We start from the raw sequence: 17622 nt of genomic DNA on the forward strand, positions 1-17622 counted from the left end.
TAGTGTGGAATTTCCGAATAACTCCGACTATGTGGCGGTGCAGCTAGCGAGTTATGCGGGAAAACCGAATAACTCCCGGCACCTAGGTGTATTCCGCGGCGAGTTGTACAGATTATCCGAATAACTCCCACGTATGCGACGATCCGGCTAGCGAGTTATGCGGGAAAACCGAATAACTCCCTAGCCAAGCGCCCCAAGCCGGCTTCCGACACCGTCAGTCCGCCCCAAAACAAAAGCCGCCCGGCCTCCGAAGAGGCGAGCGGCTTGCCGGTCAGGCGCTGTGCTCGGAATGCGAGTTGTCCTCGTCCGCGCGCCGTTTTTTCTTTCTCAGTCGGGCTCTGCGTCCCGGGATGATGCGCTCAACGTTTTTTTTTAAGCCCCAGACCGCATAGACGAGCAGCATCACCAGAATGAACTTGGGAATCGCCCGCGGGAACATGAACGCCAGCACGACGGCCGCCGCGACGACGATCGGAACGATCCAGATCGCCGCTTTGGGCAGGCCGAGCTTTTTGAAATTCGGATATTTGAGGCTGCTCACCATCAGGAACGACAGCGCGAGCGTACTGATGAGCAGCAAGGAGACGCGAAGATCGTTGTGAAAAAGCGCCAAAGTCGCCAACACGCCGCCGGCCGCCGGGATCGGAAGGCCGATGAAGTAGCCGGGCACACCCTCGATCACGTTGAACCGGGCGAGGCGGAGCGCGCCGCAGATCGGGAAGATCGCGGTGATGACCCAGGCCAGCGCGGGATTGACGTTGGTGAAGGCGGCTTGGTACATGATAAAGGCAGGTGCGACACCGAAGGAGATGACGTCGGACAAGGAGTCGAGCTCTTTGCCGAATTCGCTCTGCGCGTTGAGCGCGCGGGCGACGCGGCCATCCACCCCGTCCAGCAGCATGGCGATGATCACCAGCAGAGCCGCCCCGTCCGCCCGGTCGTTAAACGCCATAATAATGGAGAGTACGCCCAGGAACAAGTTGCCTACTGTGAACAAACTCGGTATGGATTTTGTGATCATCGTTTCCACCTCTGCTTTACTATGCCCATTCCGTCCGATATGTAACAAAGTACATGCACGGCCGAAGGACAAGTCTTTAAGGGCATGCCGCCGCCGGAAAATAGTAGGCAACTTCCGGAAAACGACAATCCCCATTGTAGTCCGCCTATATCTGTCTGTCAATAAACACCTGTTCTTGAATGCGTTTCAAGCCCTCTTTGATCGTCCGGGCCCGTACTTCGCCGATGCCGTCCACTTCGTCCAGCTCCTCGATCGACGCGAGCACGATGTGCGGCAGCGCGCCGAAACGTTCGACCAGGTTATGGATGATGATGCCCGGCAAACGGGGAATTTTGCTAAGCATCCGGTAGCCCCGCGGCAGGAAGCCGTCTTCGGCGACCGAGTTGAGCGAGGCGTAGCCGAGCACGCGGATGAGATGCGCCGTATCCAGCAGTTCTTCGGACGTCAGCTTCTTTAACAAGCCCTGGATTTCGCGAATCCGCTCGTCGCTGGCGTCGCGGGCGTAGTCCTTGAGCAGCAGGCGCGCCTCTTCCTCGGCGGACCCTACGAGCTCCTCCATCTGCATGCTGATGAGGCGGCCTTCGTTGCCCAGTTCCAAAACGTAGCGGTTGATCTCCATTTTGATACGGAGCACCATCTCGGCCCGCTGGATGACGTAAGCAACCTCGTGCATCGTCACGAGCTCCTCGAATTCGAGGGCGGACAGGTTGGTCAGCGCCTGGGTGTAGACTGCCCGATACTTCTCGAGCGTCTGGATCGCTTGGTTGGCCTTGGTAAGGATGACGCCCATATCTTTCAGCGCATAGCGCAAATGGCCTTGGTACAGCGTGATGATGTTGCGCCGCTGCGAAATGGAAACGACCAGCTTGCCGGTCTGCTTGGCCACCCGTTCGGCCGTCCGGTGCCGGATCCCCGTCTCGATAGACGGGATCGAGGAATCCGGAATGAGCTGCGTGTTGGCGTACAGAATCCGCTTCGCGTCCTCGCTCAAAATGATCGCGCCGTCCATCTTGGCCAGCTCGTACAAATAGTTGGGGCTAAAATCGCAGTTGATGGAAAAGCCGCCGTCGACGACTTCCATCACCTCCGGACTGTAGCCGACGACGATCAGGGCGCCCGTCTTGGCGCGCAGCACGTTCTCGAGCCCGTCGCGAAACGGCACGCCTGGCGCCACCATCTGGAGCAGCTGGTTCATCGTCTCCTGCGGGTGATTCTCTTTCTCTTTGGTTTCCTTCATGTCCGCTCCGACACCCCCTATTCCAATGCAGCCTTCAAGGCTTCCGCTACCGACTTGACGGGGACCAGCTCGATGCCGGCCGGCGCCTGCCATCCCTTCATGCTCGCTTCCGGGAGAATGACCCGCTTGAACCCGAGCTTAAGCGCTTCCTTCACGCGCTGTTCCGCGCGGGTTACCGCCCGCACCTCCCCGGTCAGCCCTACCTCGCCGAAGACGGCGTCGAACGGCCGGGTCGGCAGATCCCGGAAGCTCGAGGCGATGCTCACCGCCGCCGCGAGATCGGCCGCGGGCTCGTCAAGCTTGACCCCGCCCGCTACGTTGACGTAGGCGTCCTGGTTCTGCATGAACATCCCCATCCGCTTCTCCAGCACCGCGATCACGAGCGTGATCCGGTGATGGTCCAGCCCCGACGACAGCCGCCGCGGCGACGGAAAGTTCGTCGGCGCCACGAGCGCCTGAAGCTCTACCAGGACCGGGCGCGTGCCTTCCATGCTGGCGACGACGGTCGAGCCGGACACGCCGAGCGGACGCTCGGAGAGGAACAGCTCGGACGGGTTGGTCACCTCGCGCAGGCCGTCTTCCGACATATCGAAAATGCCGATCTCGTTCGTGGAGCCGAAACGATTTTTCACTGCGCGCAGCAGCCGGTAGGAATGATGGCGCTCGCCTTCGAAATACAGCACGCAGTCGACCATATGCTCGAGGAGCCGCGGCCCCGCAATCGCGCCTTCCTTGGTCACGTGGCCGACCAGCACGGTGGCCACGCCGTTGCCTTTGGAGATGCGCATGAACTGCGCGGTGCACTCCCGCACCTGCGCGACGCTGCCGGGGGCGGAAGGCACATCCGGCCGGTAGACGGTCTGGATCGAATCGATGACGAGGAAGTCCGGGTTCACCTGGGCGATCGCCTCTTCGACGAGGTCGAGATTCGTCTCGCACAGCACGTATAGACCTTCGCTTAGCGCGCCTAGTCGATCCGCTCTCAGCTTCGTCTGGCGGACGGACTCCTCGCCCGACACGTACAGCACCTTCAGGCCCTGCGCGGTCAGCGCGTGCGACGTCTGCAAGAGCAGCGTGGACTTGCCGATGCCGGGATCTCCGCCGACGAGCAGCAGCGAGCCGGGCACGAGACCGCCGCCGAGCACCCGGTTCAGCTCTCCGAGTCCGGTCGGAATCCGCGGCTCGCGGCCACTATCTATGTGTATGATCGATTGGGCTTTTTCTTTCGTCCGGGTGAGCTCGGTCCGTCCCACCGGCGCCTTCACGACGGTCTCGGCTTCCTCGACCATCGTGTTCCAGGCGTGGCAGCCTGGGCACTTGCCCATCCACTTCGGAGACTCGGTGCCGCACTCCGTGCAGACGAATTTGACTTTTAGCTTGGCCATGAACGACCCCTTGTTAAGCGGTATTACCAAAAGTGTACCATAGGTGGGGACCCCGATTAAACCCCGTTACCCTATTTGGGACTTTGGCAATCATGTCCTTAGCCCCGTTCGGGCCCAAAAAGGCCTCTCCCTTCGCAAAAGAACGAGCTGATCTGCATCGAACAGCGCTCGCGAAAGCAGATTTCTCAAGACGAACGGCACCTTCTTCGCTCGGCGCCGGCGGTCGCGCACGGCTCCCGAATACGGCAAATAGCCGCTCCCCCGGAGCGGCTTCGTCCTTATCTCCACCACCACCAAACGAGTCCGGCGATCGCGGCCAACAACAAGATCCACCCCGCCATATACAACAGCAGGAGGAGCACTTTGAAGAGCAGGACCAGCAGCAGCGCGACGCCCGCGCCAGCCAACAGCCAGGTCAGCCAGCCGTAGGGCCGCGGACGGTAAGGCCGATAGCGGTAGGGGCGGCGGTGCGGCCGTCGCGGCAGTCCGCGGATAAAGCTTCTCAGGCGGTTCATGTTCACTTCGGGTTCCCTCCGTCGGGCGGACGGCGACGCCTCCCCGATGCCTCTCGCCTCGCTCGGGCGAAGACCGGCACGGAGAGTCCGCCGGCCGGCGTTGCTGCTATTAGGGTATGGCCCGCCCGCCCGGATGGTGACGGCCCTAGGGCTAATCGTCCGGCGCCAAAAGGCGCCGGGACCAGGGTGGTCGCGGCGCCCCGATCGAGCGTCGGCTTAGACGAACAAGCGCGTGTCGTTGTTGCGTCCGAAGCGGTAGATCGCGATGAGCGCGAACGCGGCGGCGAAGGCGAACAGAATCGCGAGGTTCAAGTACAAGCTTCCGAAAGTCTCGCCGTGCTGCAGCTTGTTGATCGTGTCCAGCAGCCAGTGCTGCGGGAGGAAGTTAGAGATCCGCTTCACGGCATCCGGCATGATATCCATCGGGAAGTAGCAGCCGGCGAGCAGACAGGTCGGCGTGACGATCAGGTTCGACAGCGCGCCGGCCGAAGCGGTGGTCTTCGCGAAGGCGACGATGAGCAGCGACAGGCTGATCGCCGCGAGACCGAACAGGAGCAGCACCAGGAACAGTTCGCCGGTCGGGATGCCCGAGTCGATGTGGAAGACGTTCTTCATGAAGAACAAGGTCACCGCGATCTGCAGCAGCATGATGAAGAGGTTCAATGCTACGTTGGACAGGACGTAGGTTCTGGCCGAGACCGGCGAGGTGAGCAGGCGCAGGAACGTGCGGTTCTCCTTCTCCTTCAGGATGAGTTCGGTCATGTTCACCGAGGAGAACATCATGAACGCGATGAGGAAGCCGATCGACTGATAAGTCATATACTTGATGCTGGAGGTGTCTTCGAGCGTCTCCGCGCTCACCTTGAAGCTGCTTTGGAGGTAGGCGTCATAGAGCCGGTCGAAAGCCGCTTTGTCGCCGGAGGTCGCTTGGGCGATGGAGGCGACGTTGCCCAGGTAGTCGTTCAGCATGGCCCTGACGTACGATGTCACGGTCGCGCCTTTGACCGACAGGACCTGCACGTCCGCGGGTTTGCCCGCCTGAAGACTCTCCGCGAAGCCGGCGCCGAAGCGGATGCCGTTGTCCAGCTTGCCGGCCGCGATCTCGTCACGCAGCCCCTCTTCGTCCATCATCGTCACTTTGACCTGATCCAAGCCTTGGATGAACCGGATCGCGTCTTGCGTCAGCGCCTGATCGCCGTCCGCGTTCACGATCCCGACGCGCAGGGTCTGGCCGCTTAAGTTGCCGTAGATGAGCATGGAGACGAATATGCCGATCAGCGGAAGGCCGAAGAAGACGAGCCAACTCGATTTTTTGCGGAAGGTCGACCTCAGCGTCTTGCGTACGAGCCACAGGATTTCATTCATTTTAGAGCGCCTCCCGTCTGCGCATGGAGATGATGGCGATCGCCAGGAAAGCGAAAGCGACGATCAGGTTGAGTCCAATGGCGGGCAGCGCCGCGCCGAGTTCGTTCGAATAGATGATCTTGTTGATGGCTACGTTCGCCCACCTTAACGGGGAGAAGTCGCTGATCCATCCCATGAAGCTCTCGTCCTGGCCGATCGGGAAGTAAGCGCCGCCTAGGAACGAAGCCAACTGCGTGAAGATCATGACGATCGACCGCGCTGTCTCTCCCTTGAACAGGTAACTGAGGCCGAGGCCGATCGCGACGGCGAGCAGCACTTCGCTCAGCAGCACGAGGATGACCATCCCCATGTGATAGCCCCAATCGGCCTTGAACGCGTACTTGCTGAACAGGACGACCGCAAGGACGCAGGCCAGATTCGTGAACAGGCTGCCGATAATTTTGCCGACGAAGATCTCCGCCTTGGAGACGGGAGCCGCCGAGAGGCGGATCGCGGTGTTCCGGGAGCGCTCTCCCCGAATCAGCGTGCTGGCGGACATGGCCCCGTACATCGCGATCATCGTCGTCATGGCGACGGCGTAGTAGTCGATCGAGCCCGGCGCCTTATCCGCCTGAAGCGCCGTCTCCTTGACGATGTCATGCGGCGCGCTCGCGTTCGCGAGTACCGCCTGAGCCGCGACGGGGTCCGTCTTCATCGTCGCGGCGACCAAGTTGTACCGCTGCGCGAACGTCGTCAGCATCCCTTGCACGATGTTGCCTTCGATCGTGTTCCTAGTGCTGCCATAGAAGCGGATGCCTTCGTCCCCGATCTCGACGTAGGCGACGTAATTGTCGCTCTTTACTTCTTCCTGGCCGTTCATATCCTTGCCCAGCGGGGTGAAATGAACGTTTTCCCCTTCGACCGCCTTCACGAAGCCGTCCCAGTAGCCGCCGAGCGCCGGGCTCGCTCCGGTATCCTTGTACAGCACCTTCATCTCGCCCAGCTCGATGCTGCCGCTGAACGCGTTCGACAGCGCCGTCCCCAGGATGAGGATGAGGACGATCGGGAAGGCCAGCATGAACAGGAACGTCCGTCTGTCCCGAAGCGCCTGCTTGATCTCTTTGATGGCGATATGGATCGTTGTCACGGGTGGTCCCTCCTTAGTCCCTCAAGTTTCGGCCGGTCAAGGTCAGGAATACGGTCTCGAGGTTCGGCGCTTGCTCTTCGACGGAGCGGATCTCCGCGCGATCGCGGATGAGCTGCTGGATGATCAGATTCAGGTTGTTGACTTCGGCTTTGGAATTGATCATCACCATGTGCTCTTCGACCCGTACGGAGGCGACCCCCGGAATCTGCTTCAGCGGCTCGACTTTGATCTCGTCCTCCGATTTGATGCCGATCCAGATATCCTTCGTATCGGTGATGATCGCTTTGAGCTGCTCCTTGGTACCCTCTGCGATGATCTTGCCGTGGTCCACGATCGCGATTCGGGTGCAGATCTCCTCGACTTCTTCCATGTAATGGCTCGTGTAGATGATCGTACAGCCCATGTCGTTCAGCTTCCGCACGGAATTCAGAATGTAGTTCCGCGACTGTGGATCGATGCCGACGGTCGGTTCGTCCATGATGATCAGCTTCGGCCGGTGCGCGATGGCGCACGCGATGTTGAGCCGCCGCTTCATCCCGCCGGAGAAATTCTTCGGATAAGCTTTGTGCTTGTCGCCGAGTCCGACGAATTCGAGCGCCTCCACCGTCCGCTCCTTGAGCTGAGCCCCCCGCAAGCCGTACAGGCCGGCGAAGAAGCTCACATTTTCGTAGGCGGTCATATCTTCGTAGATGGCCAGATCCTGCGGAACGACGCCGATGTTCGATTTGGCGAACTTGGCACTCTTCGCGATGTTCTTGCCGAGCAGGATGATCTCGCCCTTCGTGTTGCGCAGCAAGGAAGAGATCATGTTGATCGTCGTGCTCTTTCCCGCGCCGTTCGCGCCCAGGAAGCCGAAGATCTCTCCCTCCCGCACCGCCAGCGACATATTGTCGACGGCAATAAAGTCTCCAAATTTCTTGGTCAAGTTGCGAATCTCGAGAACGTTGCTCATCGTCGCTCACTCCCGTTTCGTTTTCGTTTGATGTCCTCATTGTAAGAAAAAAGGATGCCCTTATGTCAGTGCATAAGTTCATCCTTTAGGTATGAGAATCTTCATGAATCGCGCGGGTGAGATTATTCACGCCCGGCTGCCGTAGGGAAGGAGCGTCGTCACGCTGAACCCTCTCGTGCCGTCCACGATAACGGTGCCGCCAGCCGTGGCCGCCCGCTCCTCCATGCCGACGATGCCGATGCCCTTGACGACTTTGGACGCTCCGCGACCATTGTCGGCGACGACCGCCTTGATGACCGTATTGAGCACCGTGACTTCGAAGTTGATCTCCGTCGCCTGGCCGTACTTGAGCGTATTCGTGGCCGCTTCGGTCGCGTTCTGCTGGATGATCTTCCATTGGATCGGGGTGATGACGTCCAAATCCCCGTCATAGGTCAGCTTCGCGTCGATGGCATGCTTGGCCGACAACTCGTCCACGAACAGCCGGAGACGGTTGATGCCGAGCTCTTCGGATCTCGGCTTCAAATTTTTGAGCGTCAGCCGGATGCGTTCCAGCCCCTCCTTGGAGATGGAGATCGCGTTTTGGAGCAGCTCCGACGCTTTGTCGGAGTCGGATACCAGGAGACGTTTGGATGCCTCCATCTGGATGAGGGCGCCCGCCATCGCATGCCCGACCTCGTCGTGGATCCGCTGGGAGAGGCGATTGCGCTCCTCCAGCTTGATCGTATATTCGGATTGCCGGATATATTCGTTGTTCTCGTTTAGCGAACGGGTCAGCCGCTGAATGTTTTCCCGCAGCGATTCCCGCTCTTCCTCATAGGCCTTCAGCCTGTCCATATGCACGCGGTTGCCCGCGTATAGCAGGAAGCTGAGGAACGTGGTGAGGACATAGATGGGCAGCGTCTCCGGCGGCACGAAGAAGGCCGGAAACGCCATGATCGCGAGGGCGTATCGCCGCCGTTTGGCATGCAGCGCTACGAACTCGTAGATATTGACCGGCAGCAGCAAGGTGAACAGCGGGTCCAGCCGAATCGCACAGAATACGGTGCAAGCCGCGGACAGGAGAATGAAGACTTGTTTAGGATGCTTCCGCTTGAAGATTGCAATCGTCATATTCAGGATGAGATAACCTAAATAGGCCAGCGTGAGCCAGGGCGAATAGGCGGAGTCCCCGAAAAAGGTAACCGCGATGACGTAGAACAGGAGCCCCGCCTTGTTCCCGATCGTCCAGAAATCCATGGATCGTAACTCCTTATTCTTCCTGCAGTTTCACTTCGCCCGTCAAATAATAGATCGCAATCTGCGTGCGATGTTCGAGCCCGGTCTTGTTCAGCACGGAGGTGATGTAATTGGCGATCGTCCCCTCCGAGATGAACAGCTTCTTCGAGATCTCCTTATTGGACAACCCTTTGGCGATAAGCGCCATAATGTCGAGCTCCCGGTCTGTGAACAGGCTCCGGTCGATCTTGCTCCCCGCCGCCTGCGATTCCGCAGAAGCGGCCTGCGGAGCGGGCGCGGCGGGCGGAGCATCGCCCGCGACGAGGGTGGACCGGAGCTTGTCGAGCACGACGTCCTGCAGGACGCGATGGTCGTGGTAGACGCTCTTGATCGCGTCGCGGATCCGTTCGGGATCGTTGTTTTTCAGCAGGTAGCCGCGCGCCCCCGCCTTGACGGCTTCGAGGATGAACTCGTCGTCGTCGAACGTCGTGAGGATGAGCGGCTTGACCTTGGTGCGCTCCGAAATTTGCCGCGTCGCCTCGACGCCGTTCATGTTCGGCATCCGCACGTCCAGCAGCGCGACATCCGCTTCCCCGTTCAGGCAGAAGTCGACGGCCTGCGCGCCGTCTTCCACCGTGCCGACGACCTCGAATTCGTCGAAGCTGCTCAGGATGATCTTCATGCCTTCCCGGATAAAGGAATTGTCGTCCGCGATCAATACTTTGATCTTCACGGGCAGGACCTCCGTTCGTCTCGTCCGCGCGCGTTTTCCCGCTCGCGGCTGCTGCGGCCTATTATCGCACGCGCGGCGCCGCAGCACAATATGGACGATGTTCCGCCATCGCCCTGCACGCCAAAAAAGCCGCCCGATCCCAAAGGATCGGACGGCCGTGGCAAATCTTTGGCGGGATTACGGATTATGCGGCACCGCTTCGGCTTCGGCCGGCTTCACCACGAGGTTGCCATCCTGCTCGTCGATGACGAGCGTGTCGCCCTTGCTGATCTTGCCGAGCAGCAGATCTTCGGACAGCCGGTCTTCGATGTGCTTTTGGATGGCCCGGCGCAGCGGACGCGCGCCGTACTGCGGATCGTAGCCTTCTTTGGCAAGGAACGCCTTGGCCGATTCGGTTAGGTCGAACTTGACGTTGTGGTCCAGCAGGCGCTTGCGCAGCTCGTCGGCCATCAGCGTCACGATGCGGGCGATGTGCGTTTCCTCCAGCGGGTGGAAGACGATCATCTCGTCGATCCGGTTCAGGAATTCCGGACGGAACGATTTTTTCAGCTCCGCCAGCACCTTTTCCTTCATGACGTTGTAGTCGCGTCCCGCATCCTGCGCCGCCGTGAAGCCGAGCGTCGAATTGCGCTTGATCTGTTCGGCGCCGACGTTGGACGTCATGATGATCAGCGTGTTGCGGAAGTCGACGGTGCGGCCCTTGGAGTCGGTCAGACGGCCGTCCTCCAGCACTTGAAGCAGCACGTTGAACACTTCCGGGTGGGCCTTCTCGATCTCGTCGAGCAGAACGACCGAGTACGGCTTGCGGCGGACCTTCTCCGTCAGCTGGCCGCCCTCGTCATAGCCGACGTATCCGGGAGGCGCCCCGACGAGGCGGGACGTGGAGTGCTTCTCCATGTACTCCGACATGTCGATGCGGATAACGGCGTTCTCGTCGCCGAACATCGCCTCGGCGAGCGCGCGGGCGAGCTCGGTTTTGCCGACGCCCGTCGGCCCGAGGAAGATGAACGAACCGATCGGACGCTTCGGATCCTTGAGGCCTGCACGGGAACGGCGCACCGCTCTGGACACGGCCTTGACGGCTTCGTCCTGGCCGATGACCCGGTCGTGCAGGATCTCTTCCATGTTCAGCAGACGCTCGGTCTCCTCTTCCGCCAGCTTCACGACCGGGATGCCGGTCCAACTGGCGACGACTTGCGCGATGTCGTCAGGCGTCACTTCGGAGTCGGTGCGGCCTTGCTTTTCCTTCCACTGGTTCTTCGTCAGGTCGAGCTCTTCGCGGATTTTCTGCTCGGTGTCGCGCAGGGCGGCCGCCTTTTCGAACTCCTGGCTCTGCACCGCCGCGTCCTTCTCCTTGCGGATGTCCTCCAGGCGCGACTCGAGCTCCTTGAGATTCGGCGGTACCGTGTACGAGCGCAGGCGAACCTTGGAGCTCGCCTCGTCGATCAGGTCGATCGCTTTGTCCGGCAGGAAGCGGTCCGTGATATAGCGGTCGGACAGCTTCACCGCGGCTTCGATCGCTTCGTCGGTAATCTTCACGCGATGGTGCGCCTCGTACCGGTCGCGCAGGCCGTGCAGGATCTGGATCGCCTCGTCCGGCGAAGGCTGATCGACGTTGATCGGCTGGAAGCGGCGCTCGAGCGCGGCGTCCTTCTCGATATACTTGCGGTATTCGTCCAGCGTGGTCGCGCCGATGCACTGCAGCTCGCCGCGCGCCAGCGCCGGCTTCAGGATGTTGGAGGCGTCGATGGCGCCTTCGGCGCCGCCCGCTCCGATAAGCGTATGCAGCTCGTCGATGAACAGGATGACGTTGCCGGCTTGCCGGATCTCATCCATGATCTTTTTCAAGCGGTCCTCGAATTCGCCGCGGTACTTGGTGCCGGCGACGACGGAGCCCATGTCGAGCGTCATGACGCGCTTGTCGCGGAGCGTTTCGGGAATTTCGTTGTTGACGATCTTCTGCGCCAGCCCTTCCGCGATCGCCGTCTTGCCGACGCCGGGCTCGCCGATGAGAACCGGGTTGTTCTTCGTACGGCGGGAGAGCACCTGGATGACGCGCTCGATTTCCTTGGACCGGCCGATGACGGGGTCGATGTTGCCGTCGCGGGCGCTCGCCGTCAGGTCGCGCGCCAGACCGTCGAGGGTCGGCGTGCTCACGTTGTTCGACGGGCCGTGGTTTTGCGAGACGCTCTCGCTGCTGCCCAGCAGCTGCAGCACTTGCTGGCGGGCCTTGTTCAGGCTGATGCCGAGGTTGTTCAGCACGCGGGCGGCGACGCCCTCCCCTTCGCGGATGAGGCCGAGCAGGATATGCTCCGTGCCCACGTACGTGTGTCCGAGTTTGCGCGCTTCGTCCATCGACAGCTCGATGACCTTTTTCGCGCGAGGCGTGTAGGCAATATTGGTCGGCTGCTCCTGGCCGCGACCGATCAGCGACTCGACTTCGTCCTGGATCTTCTCCAGGCCGAGCCCCAGGGCGATGAGCGCCTTGGCGGCAATGCTCTCCCCTTCGCGGATAAGACCGAGAAGGATATGCTCCGTACCGATATTATTGTGTCCCAGGCGCACCGCTTCTTCCTGTGCCAAAGCCAGAACCTTCTGTGCGCGTTCGGTGAATCTTCCGAACATCATGAGACGACACCTCCTCTATAAAGTTAAGAATAGTGGATTTAGGCTTGCGTTTCCAGTCTCGTGCGGATCATTTCCGCCCGGGCCATGTCCCGGCGCTCCGGCTCGAGCGTTTCGCCGTAGGTCATCTGTAGGAACCCGGGCTGCGTCGAGACGAGCAGCTCGTTCAGCGTCTCGGGTTCGACGGTCGGCAGCAGACCCAGATGGACCCCAAGCCTCACGTCCGACAGACGCTGCGACGCCTCCTTCGAATCGATGATGACGGCGTGGGACAGAATGCCGAACGAGCGCTTCACGCGGTCTTCGATCCGGGCTCGGGACTCCGCCATCAGCTTCGTGCGGGCGGCCTTCTCGTGCTCGATCATCTGGCGCGCCACGGCGTGCAGGTTGTCGACGATCTCCGACTCGGACTGGCCCAGCGTGATCTGGTTGGACACCTGGAACAGGTTGCCCGTCGCTTCGCTGCCTTCCCCGTACAGTCCCCGCACGGCCAACCCGACTTGGGTGACGGCAGACAGGATGCGGTTGATCTGCCCGGTCAGGACAAGCGCGGGCAGGTGCATCATCACCGAAGCCCGGATGCCCGTGCCGACATTGGTCGGGCAGCTCGTGAGGAAGCCGTACTTCTCGTCGAAGGCGTAGTCGACACCCTCTTCGAAAATATCATCGATCTTGCTCGCCCAATCCCAGGACTCTCGCAGCTGGAAGCCGGGGCGCAAGCACTGGATGCGCAGATGATCCTCTTCGTTGATCATGATGCTGACGTCTTCGTGGTGACCGAGGATGAGGGCGCCGTTGCGGGAGTCGTTCGCGAGCGCCGGGCTGATGAGATGCTTCTCAACGAGCACCAACTTCGCGAGCTCCGTCAATTCGGACAGTCTGACTTGCTCCAGCGAACCCAATCCGTTCAGCCTTCCGCTCTCGGCCACGCCGAGCAGCTGCTCCATCGCGGCGAGGGATTGCTCGGGCGTGGCCATGATCGGAAACGGATAGCTGCGCAGGTTACGCGCGATCCGGACCCGGCTGCTAAGCACGACGTCCTGATCGGGGCCTTCGCGTCTCATCCAAGGACTTAACGCTTGTTCGGCAAATTTGTGATTCGACATGGGTACCGCCTCCCCTCCTTACCCGTTGCTGATCTCCGTCTCGAGCTCGCGGATGCGGTCGCGCAGCTGAGCGGCCGTCTCGAAATCCTCGCGTTCGATCCGCCCTTGCATTTCCTTCTTCAGGCGGTCGATCTCCCGCTTGGTCTTCACCTTGCCGCCCGCCCGCTTCGGCACCTTGCCGACGTGTACCGTATTACCATGTACCCGCTTCAGCAGGGGGTCAAGCCGCTCGGAAAATTGCTTGTAGCAGTGGCTGCAGCCGAACCGGCCGAGCTTGCCGAATTGCGAATACGTCATGCCGCACTTCTCGCAGCGCAGCGTTGGCGCGGCCTTGGTCCCCGACGCGCCGGCAGGTTCGAAATCCATCAAGCCCGAGAGCAGATTATGGATCGAGAAACCGCTGGGTGTCCCGGGGATGAGCTCCCCTTTCTCCCGCGCGCAGGATTCGCAAATATGGAGTTCCGCCTTCTCGCCGTTCACGATCTTCGTAAAATGAAGCGTGGCCGGCCGCTTGCCGCATTCCTGACATTGCATGGGGATCCCCTCCTTTCGGATGTCCGCTGCTAGGCGCGGCTATCGGTCAGCAGCGCGAGCAGCATGGCCTTCACCAACTTGGCCCGGATCTCGTCCCGCAGCGGCAGCTTCAGCGCCAGCGAATCCCGGGAGACGGCCGCTTTGAGCAGCCTCGCTTCCCGCGCGGTCAAAAAGCGCGATTCCGCCAACTGATAGATCAAGCCTTCCGCCGCCGTCTGGTCGATCTGCTCGCCGATCGTCTGATGGATATGCCGCTGCACCGCTTCGAGCGAAGGCAGGTCGACGCGCTGGATGCGGATGTATCCGCCGCCGCCGCGCTTGCTCTCTACGTAATACCCTTTTTCGAGGGTGAAGCGCGTGCTGATCACATAATTGATCTGCGACGGGACGCAAGAGAACTTCTCCGCCAGATCGCTCCGTTGGATCTCGATCGCGCTTCCGTCGCTATTGTGCAGGATTTGCTTCAAGTAATGCTCGATCAAATCCGAGATGTTGCGCATGTTGAGCCCCCTTTCCGCAAGAATGGCTCGGTCAGGCCGGACGCCGGAAGAGCGTCTTCTCCGGTATCTGACTTTGACTTTCTTTGACTTTAATCATATTATAACCACTTTTACCTCATTTGCCAAGTGCCGTCCGCCAAAATCGCGATCCGCGTCCTGCTGTTACCTAGTATGGGGACGGCACATCGGCTTTATTCAGAAGAAGTCCATCAGATACGTGGAGCGGACGGGGATTCGGCGGTCCAAAGCGGCGATCGTTTCCTCGCGTCCGGACAGCCTGCCGACGCTCGCCAGCCAAGAGGGGCGACGGTCGCCGAGCAGCATCGCAGCCAGTGTCTGGATGTCGCAGGATGCGTCCGCTTGATCGGCCTCGGGCACTTCCGATCCGGCCAACCTCTTCATGACGGCTTCGCCTCCGGAACCGAAGACGACTTCGAACAAGCCGTCGTTCCACGGCGCCTCGGCGTCCGACAGCCGCAGCGTCAGACGTTCCCCGTCTGGCCCCTCTTGAAACGGGTAGAGGCCGACCAAGGCAGGGGCGTCAACGATCCGCGACATGAAATACGCCTTCAGCTCCTGCTTGATGCGGGGCTCCGGCAGGAGAAAGGGCAGTTCGTCGTCGATTGGCATCGTGACCGTCATCTTGTCGATCATGGAGTCGTGATTGAGGACGAAGTTCCAGAGCGCCCGGCGCGCTTCGTCGCTCAGCTCCACCCATTCCTCCACGGTCATGATCCGATTTTCCACGCGATAGCATATGTAGCCTTCCGCTTCTCCGTTTCCGTTGCGGTAGAGGGCGACCAGACCGGGCTTGTTCCATCTTCGGCGGTCCCACCATTCTTCGTCGCGGACGAGCGGTCCGGTGTAGCGGGACGCGTACCGCGCGTAGACCGGCGCGACGATCGCCGTGTCCTTGGCCACGCGCTCCACGGTCCCGGAAGCTTCCGCACGCTTGGGGAAGTGACTTTTTTCGATCTCGTACTGCTTGCGCGTCACCGTCATCTCCCAGCCGAATTTACGATAGAACGGAAAGGAAAACGGCGCCAGCATGCTGATCGTCTGCCCCTGCTCGCGCATGATGCCGAGCGTATGGATGAGCAGTTGCTTGACGCAGCCGTGCCTTCGGGCTTCGGGCCAGGTGGCCACGCCGGCGACGCCGCCCATCCTCAGCTTCCGGCCCTGTACCCAGGCTTCGAGCGGCAGCAGGTACAGGCCGGACAGGAGTCGGCCCGACTCGTCGAAGGCGCCCCAGCACTCTTCCGGACGGAACCGCTCCCGCTCCTGCTCCCGCCGCTCCGGCGGCATCTGGTATTGAAACGCAAATTCGGACAAGGCGATGCGTTCGTCGAAATGTTCGGTAGTTAACTGACGGATGATCATCGCAGGAGGACCTCTTTTCTTTTTCCTCCATCATACCGGAAAGTCGGGCCTCTCTGCACGTCCGCTCTCCGCAATCTCGGCTAGCCGGCGCCGCATCGTCCCAGCTCTTTCCCGACCTCGACGATCCGCTTGGCGGATTTTGAACGTGACTACGGATACCAGCCTACGCGACTGAACGTTTGCGTACAAATCCATTTGCAGGCCGAAACGCGTCGTATCGCGGATCGGCGTCTCGTCGGGCTCTACCGGCTCGCAAGCTCCAGGGCAGACGATCTGGACTTTGCCGTTCAGATCGATTCTCTGATAATCGCCTTGAAGCCTGCCTGACAGCAAATAGGCTGTCATTGGCTGCCGACAAATCCCGAAATGCCCCTACACCGACGCTTTATTCTGCCGATTCCTCCCTTTCCTCCGGCTCGAGCTGCTGTACGAGCGACTTCAAGAGACCTTCCTTGGACTTGTGGCAAACGAGCAGCCCGTTCGGCGTCGAGACGACGATAAGGTCCTGCACGCCGATTACGATCGCACGAACCTGCTCGCTTACAATTAGATTACCGGACGAATCGGCGAATCGGACGGCTCCCAACGCGACATTGCCTTGCGCGTCCGGCTCCCGTACGCGCTCTTGGGACGTCCATCGGCCCATGTCGTCCCATTCGAACGACACCGGGATCGCATAGACGCGCGATGCCTTCTCCAAGATGGCGTAGTCGACCGAAATCTTGTGGAGGCTTGCATAGACAGACTCCCAATCGGAGCCCGCGCTCGCCAGCCGGTTCCACATCTCCGGCTGGTGGTCTTGCATCTCCGCCGCAACGGTTGACGGTCGCCAGGCGACAATCCCGCAGTTCCAGTACGTGTCCGGCGCCGCGCTCAGCGCCGCCGCACGCTGCGCGTCCGGCTTTTCGATGAAGCGGGCGACTCGATACGCTCCATCTACCGGACCGTTCCTATCCACCTGCATGTATCCGTAATTCGTCTCCGGACGCGTCGGCATGGCGCCAAGCATTGCGATCGAGCGATCGTTCCCCACGACTCGCTCCGCTTGTCGCAGAGCGGCGACCAACGCGTCCATATCGGGGATGTGCTGATCCGATGGCATCGTGACGAGCACGTCGTTGTCCCCCCGCTGCAAAAAGTGCAGTGCAGAGAGCGCCACGCAAGGCCCCGTATCCCGCTGTACCGGTTCAACGATCATGCGTTCGGCCGGCAGCTCGGGCAATTGCTCCCGTATCAGTGGAAGGTACGATGCTGCCGTCGCTATATATACCCGATCCGGCGATAGGAGTCTGACCAAACGCCGGTACGCAAGCTGCAGCATGGTCTCCTCCCCGGTCAGCGCGAGAAATTGTTTGGGCCTGCCTCCCGCGCTGTACGGCCAAAGGCGATATCCTTTTCCGCCGGCCATGATGACGATGTTCATCCTTCTTCCCCTCCCGACGATGGTCGCCGGCTCACGGGTGCAGTGACCCTCGCAGTCCCGTCGTCGCCGAACGGTCGCACCTGCCTGCCTTATGCTGGAACATTGTATGGACGGCCCGCCCGCACGGCTTGGACGGCTGACCACGCCCGGCCAAAATGAGTTCGATCGCCTACCGGGCGGCTTCGACCGAATTACGGCTTCATCTGCGCTACCGGCGCGGCCAAAAAATCGGAAGGGACTGAACGGACTGAACGGTCATTTCGCAAAAAACCGGCCCCTTTAGTTGTTTGTTTGCAACTAAAGGGGCCGATTCGCGGTTGTTCGGGCGGAAATAGAGGCAGATTTACAACTAACCTTGCCCAGACAACAAAAGCCTCGTCGGGAGCTCAAAATTGATTTAGTTGCATTTGTACCACTAATCCAGCGCCACAATGGCCTATCGAGCGTAATAGATGCAAAAATACCACAAATTCATGCGAAACCTGCCTGAAACGCCAAAAAC

The 17622-nt window shown here is 60.6% G+C and carries 16 protein-coding genes; all 16 read right to left on the minus strand.

Annotated features, from left to right (window positions below; translation table 11 throughout):
- Positions 1 to 271: 271 nt before the first annotated feature.
- A complete protein-coding gene (gene pssA, locus LKX83_RS30680; protein WP_227886878.1) occupies positions 272 to 1021 on the minus strand; it encodes a CDP-diacylglycerol--serine O-phosphatidyltransferase in 750 nt (249 codons plus the stop codon).
- A 145-nt stretch (positions 1022 to 1166) separates the two neighbouring features.
- Positions 1167 to 2258, minus strand: a complete 1092-nt coding sequence (disA, locus tag LKX83_RS30685) for a DNA integrity scanning diadenylate cyclase DisA (protein WP_227886880.1) — start codon at positions 2256 to 2258, stop codon at positions 1167 to 1169.
- 17 nt (positions 2259 to 2275) lie between these two features.
- Entirely contained in the window at positions 2276 to 3643 is a 1368-nt protein-coding gene (radA, locus tag LKX83_RS30690; protein WP_227886881.1) for a DNA repair protein RadA, read from the minus strand.
- A 278-nt stretch (positions 3644 to 3921) separates the two neighbouring features.
- Complete coding sequence (locus LKX83_RS30695; RefSeq protein WP_227886883.1) at positions 3922 to 4164, minus strand: hypothetical protein; 243 nt, start codon at positions 4162 to 4164, stop codon at positions 3922 to 3924.
- Positions 4165 to 4374: 210 nt separating this feature from the next.
- Positions 4375 to 5523, minus strand: a complete 1149-nt coding sequence (locus LKX83_RS30700) for an ABC transporter permease (RefSeq protein ID WP_227886885.1) — start codon at positions 5521 to 5523, stop codon at positions 4375 to 4377.
- Position 5524: 1 nt separating this feature from the next.
- Positions 5525 to 6649 carry an ABC transporter permease gene (locus LKX83_RS30705; RefSeq protein WP_227886887.1) on the minus strand — a complete coding sequence of 375 codons (1125 nt, stop codon included), beginning with the start codon at positions 6647 to 6649 and terminating at the stop codon, positions 5525 to 5527.
- Between the two features lie 13 nt (positions 6650 to 6662).
- Entirely contained in the window at positions 6663 to 7601 is a 939-nt protein-coding gene (locus LKX83_RS30710; RefSeq protein WP_227886889.1) for an ABC transporter ATP-binding protein, read from the minus strand.
- A gap of 126 nt (positions 7602 to 7727) precedes the next feature.
- Positions 7728 to 8840 (minus strand): sensor histidine kinase, encoded by a 1113-nt coding sequence (locus tag LKX83_RS30715; protein ID WP_227886891.1) that lies wholly within the window; start codon positions 8838 to 8840, stop codon positions 7728 to 7730.
- 13 nt (positions 8841 to 8853) lie between these two features.
- Positions 8854 to 9552 carry a response regulator transcription factor gene (locus LKX83_RS30720; RefSeq protein WP_227886893.1) on the minus strand — a complete coding sequence of 233 codons (699 nt, stop codon included), beginning with the start codon at positions 9550 to 9552 and terminating at the stop codon, positions 8854 to 8856.
- 177 nt (positions 9553 to 9729) lie between these two features.
- The gene (gene clpC / locus LKX83_RS30725; protein ID WP_227886894.1) at positions 9730 to 12180 is read right to left on the minus strand and encodes an ATP-dependent protease ATP-binding subunit ClpC; all 2451 of its coding nucleotides are present in this window, start codon (positions 12178 to 12180) and stop codon (positions 9730 to 9732) included.
- Positions 12181 to 12218: 38 nt separating this feature from the next.
- A complete protein-coding gene (locus LKX83_RS30730; protein WP_227886895.1) occupies positions 12219 to 13283 on the minus strand; it encodes a protein arginine kinase in 1065 nt (354 codons plus the stop codon).
- Between the two features lie 18 nt (positions 13284 to 13301).
- Positions 13302 to 13817 carry a UvrB/UvrC motif-containing protein gene (locus tag LKX83_RS30735; RefSeq protein ID WP_227886897.1) on the minus strand — a complete coding sequence of 172 codons (516 nt, stop codon included), beginning with the start codon at positions 13815 to 13817 and terminating at the stop codon, positions 13302 to 13304.
- Positions 13818 to 13846: 29 nt separating this feature from the next.
- Complete coding sequence (locus tag LKX83_RS30740) at positions 13847 to 14317, minus strand: CtsR family transcriptional regulator (protein WP_227886899.1); 471 nt, start codon at positions 14315 to 14317, stop codon at positions 13847 to 13849.
- A 195-nt stretch (positions 14318 to 14512) separates the two neighbouring features.
- Positions 14513 to 15697: a GNAT family N-acetyltransferase gene (locus tag LKX83_RS30745; protein ID WP_227886901.1), complete on the minus strand. Its 1185-nt coding sequence runs from the start codon at positions 15695 to 15697 to the stop codon at positions 14513 to 14515.
- A 30-nt stretch (positions 15698 to 15727) separates the two neighbouring features.
- Positions 15728 to 16042 carry a hypothetical protein gene (locus tag LKX83_RS30750; protein WP_227886903.1) on the minus strand — a complete coding sequence of 105 codons (315 nt, stop codon included), beginning with the start codon at positions 16040 to 16042 and terminating at the stop codon, positions 15728 to 15730.
- 40 nt (positions 16043 to 16082) lie between these two features.
- On the minus strand, positions 16083 to 17120 hold the full coding sequence (locus tag LKX83_RS30755; RefSeq protein WP_227886906.1) for a mannose-1-phosphate guanylyltransferase: 1038 nt from the start codon (positions 17118 to 17120) through the stop codon (positions 16083 to 16085).
- Positions 17121 to 17622: the final 502 nt, after the last annotated feature.

The sequence above is a fragment of the Cohnella baijiui genome, assembly GCF_020731285.1.
GTDB lineage: Bacteria > Bacillota > Bacilli > Paenibacillales > Paenibacillaceae > Cohnella.

Excerpts from the sequence above, each read along its gene's own strand:
- pssA (WP_227886878.1), bottom strand. The coding sequence starts at position 1,021 with ATGATCACAAAATCCATACCGAGTTTGTTCACAGTAGGCAACTTGTTC.
- disA (WP_227886880.1), bottom strand. The coding sequence starts at position 2,258 with ATGAAGGAAACCAAAGAGAAAGAGAATCACCCGCAGGAGACGATGAAC.
- radA (WP_227886881.1), bottom strand. The coding sequence starts at position 3,643 with ATGGCCAAGCTAAAAGTCAAATTCGTCTGCACGGAGTGCGGCACCGAG.
- LKX83_RS30700 (WP_227886885.1), bottom strand. The coding sequence starts at position 5,523 with ATGAATGAAATCCTGTGGCTCGTACGCAAGACGCTGAGGTCGACCTTC.
- LKX83_RS30710 (WP_227886889.1), bottom strand. The coding sequence starts at position 7,601 with ATGAGCAACGTTCTCGAGATTCGCAACTTGACCAAGAAATTTGGAGAC.
- LKX83_RS30715 (WP_227886891.1), bottom strand. The coding sequence starts at position 8,840 with ATGGATTTCTGGACGATCGGGAACAAGGCGGGGCTCCTGTTCTACGTC.
- clpC (WP_227886894.1), bottom strand. The coding sequence starts at position 12,180 with ATGATGTTCGGAAGATTCACCGAACGCGCACAGAAGGTTCTGGCTTTG.
- LKX83_RS30730 (WP_227886895.1), bottom strand. The coding sequence starts at position 13,283 with ATGTCGAATCACAAATTTGCCGAACAAGCGTTAAGTCCTTGGATGAGA.
- LKX83_RS30735 (WP_227886897.1), bottom strand. The coding sequence starts at position 13,817 with ATGCAATGTCAGGAATGCGGCAAGCGGCCGGCCACGCTTCATTTTACG.
- LKX83_RS30740 (WP_227886899.1), bottom strand. The coding sequence starts at position 14,317 with ATGCGCAACATCTCGGATTTGATCGAGCATTACTTGAAGCAAATCCTG.
- LKX83_RS30745 (WP_227886901.1), bottom strand. The coding sequence starts at position 15,697 with ATGATCATCCGTCAGTTAACTACCGAACATTTCGACGAACGCATCGCC.
- LKX83_RS30750 (WP_227886903.1), bottom strand. The coding sequence starts at position 16,042 with ATGACAGCCTATTTGCTGTCAGGCAGGCTTCAAGGCGATTATCAGAGA.
- LKX83_RS30755 (WP_227886906.1), bottom strand. The coding sequence starts at position 17,120 with ATGAACATCGTCATCATGGCCGGCGGAAAAGGATATCGCCTTTGGCCG.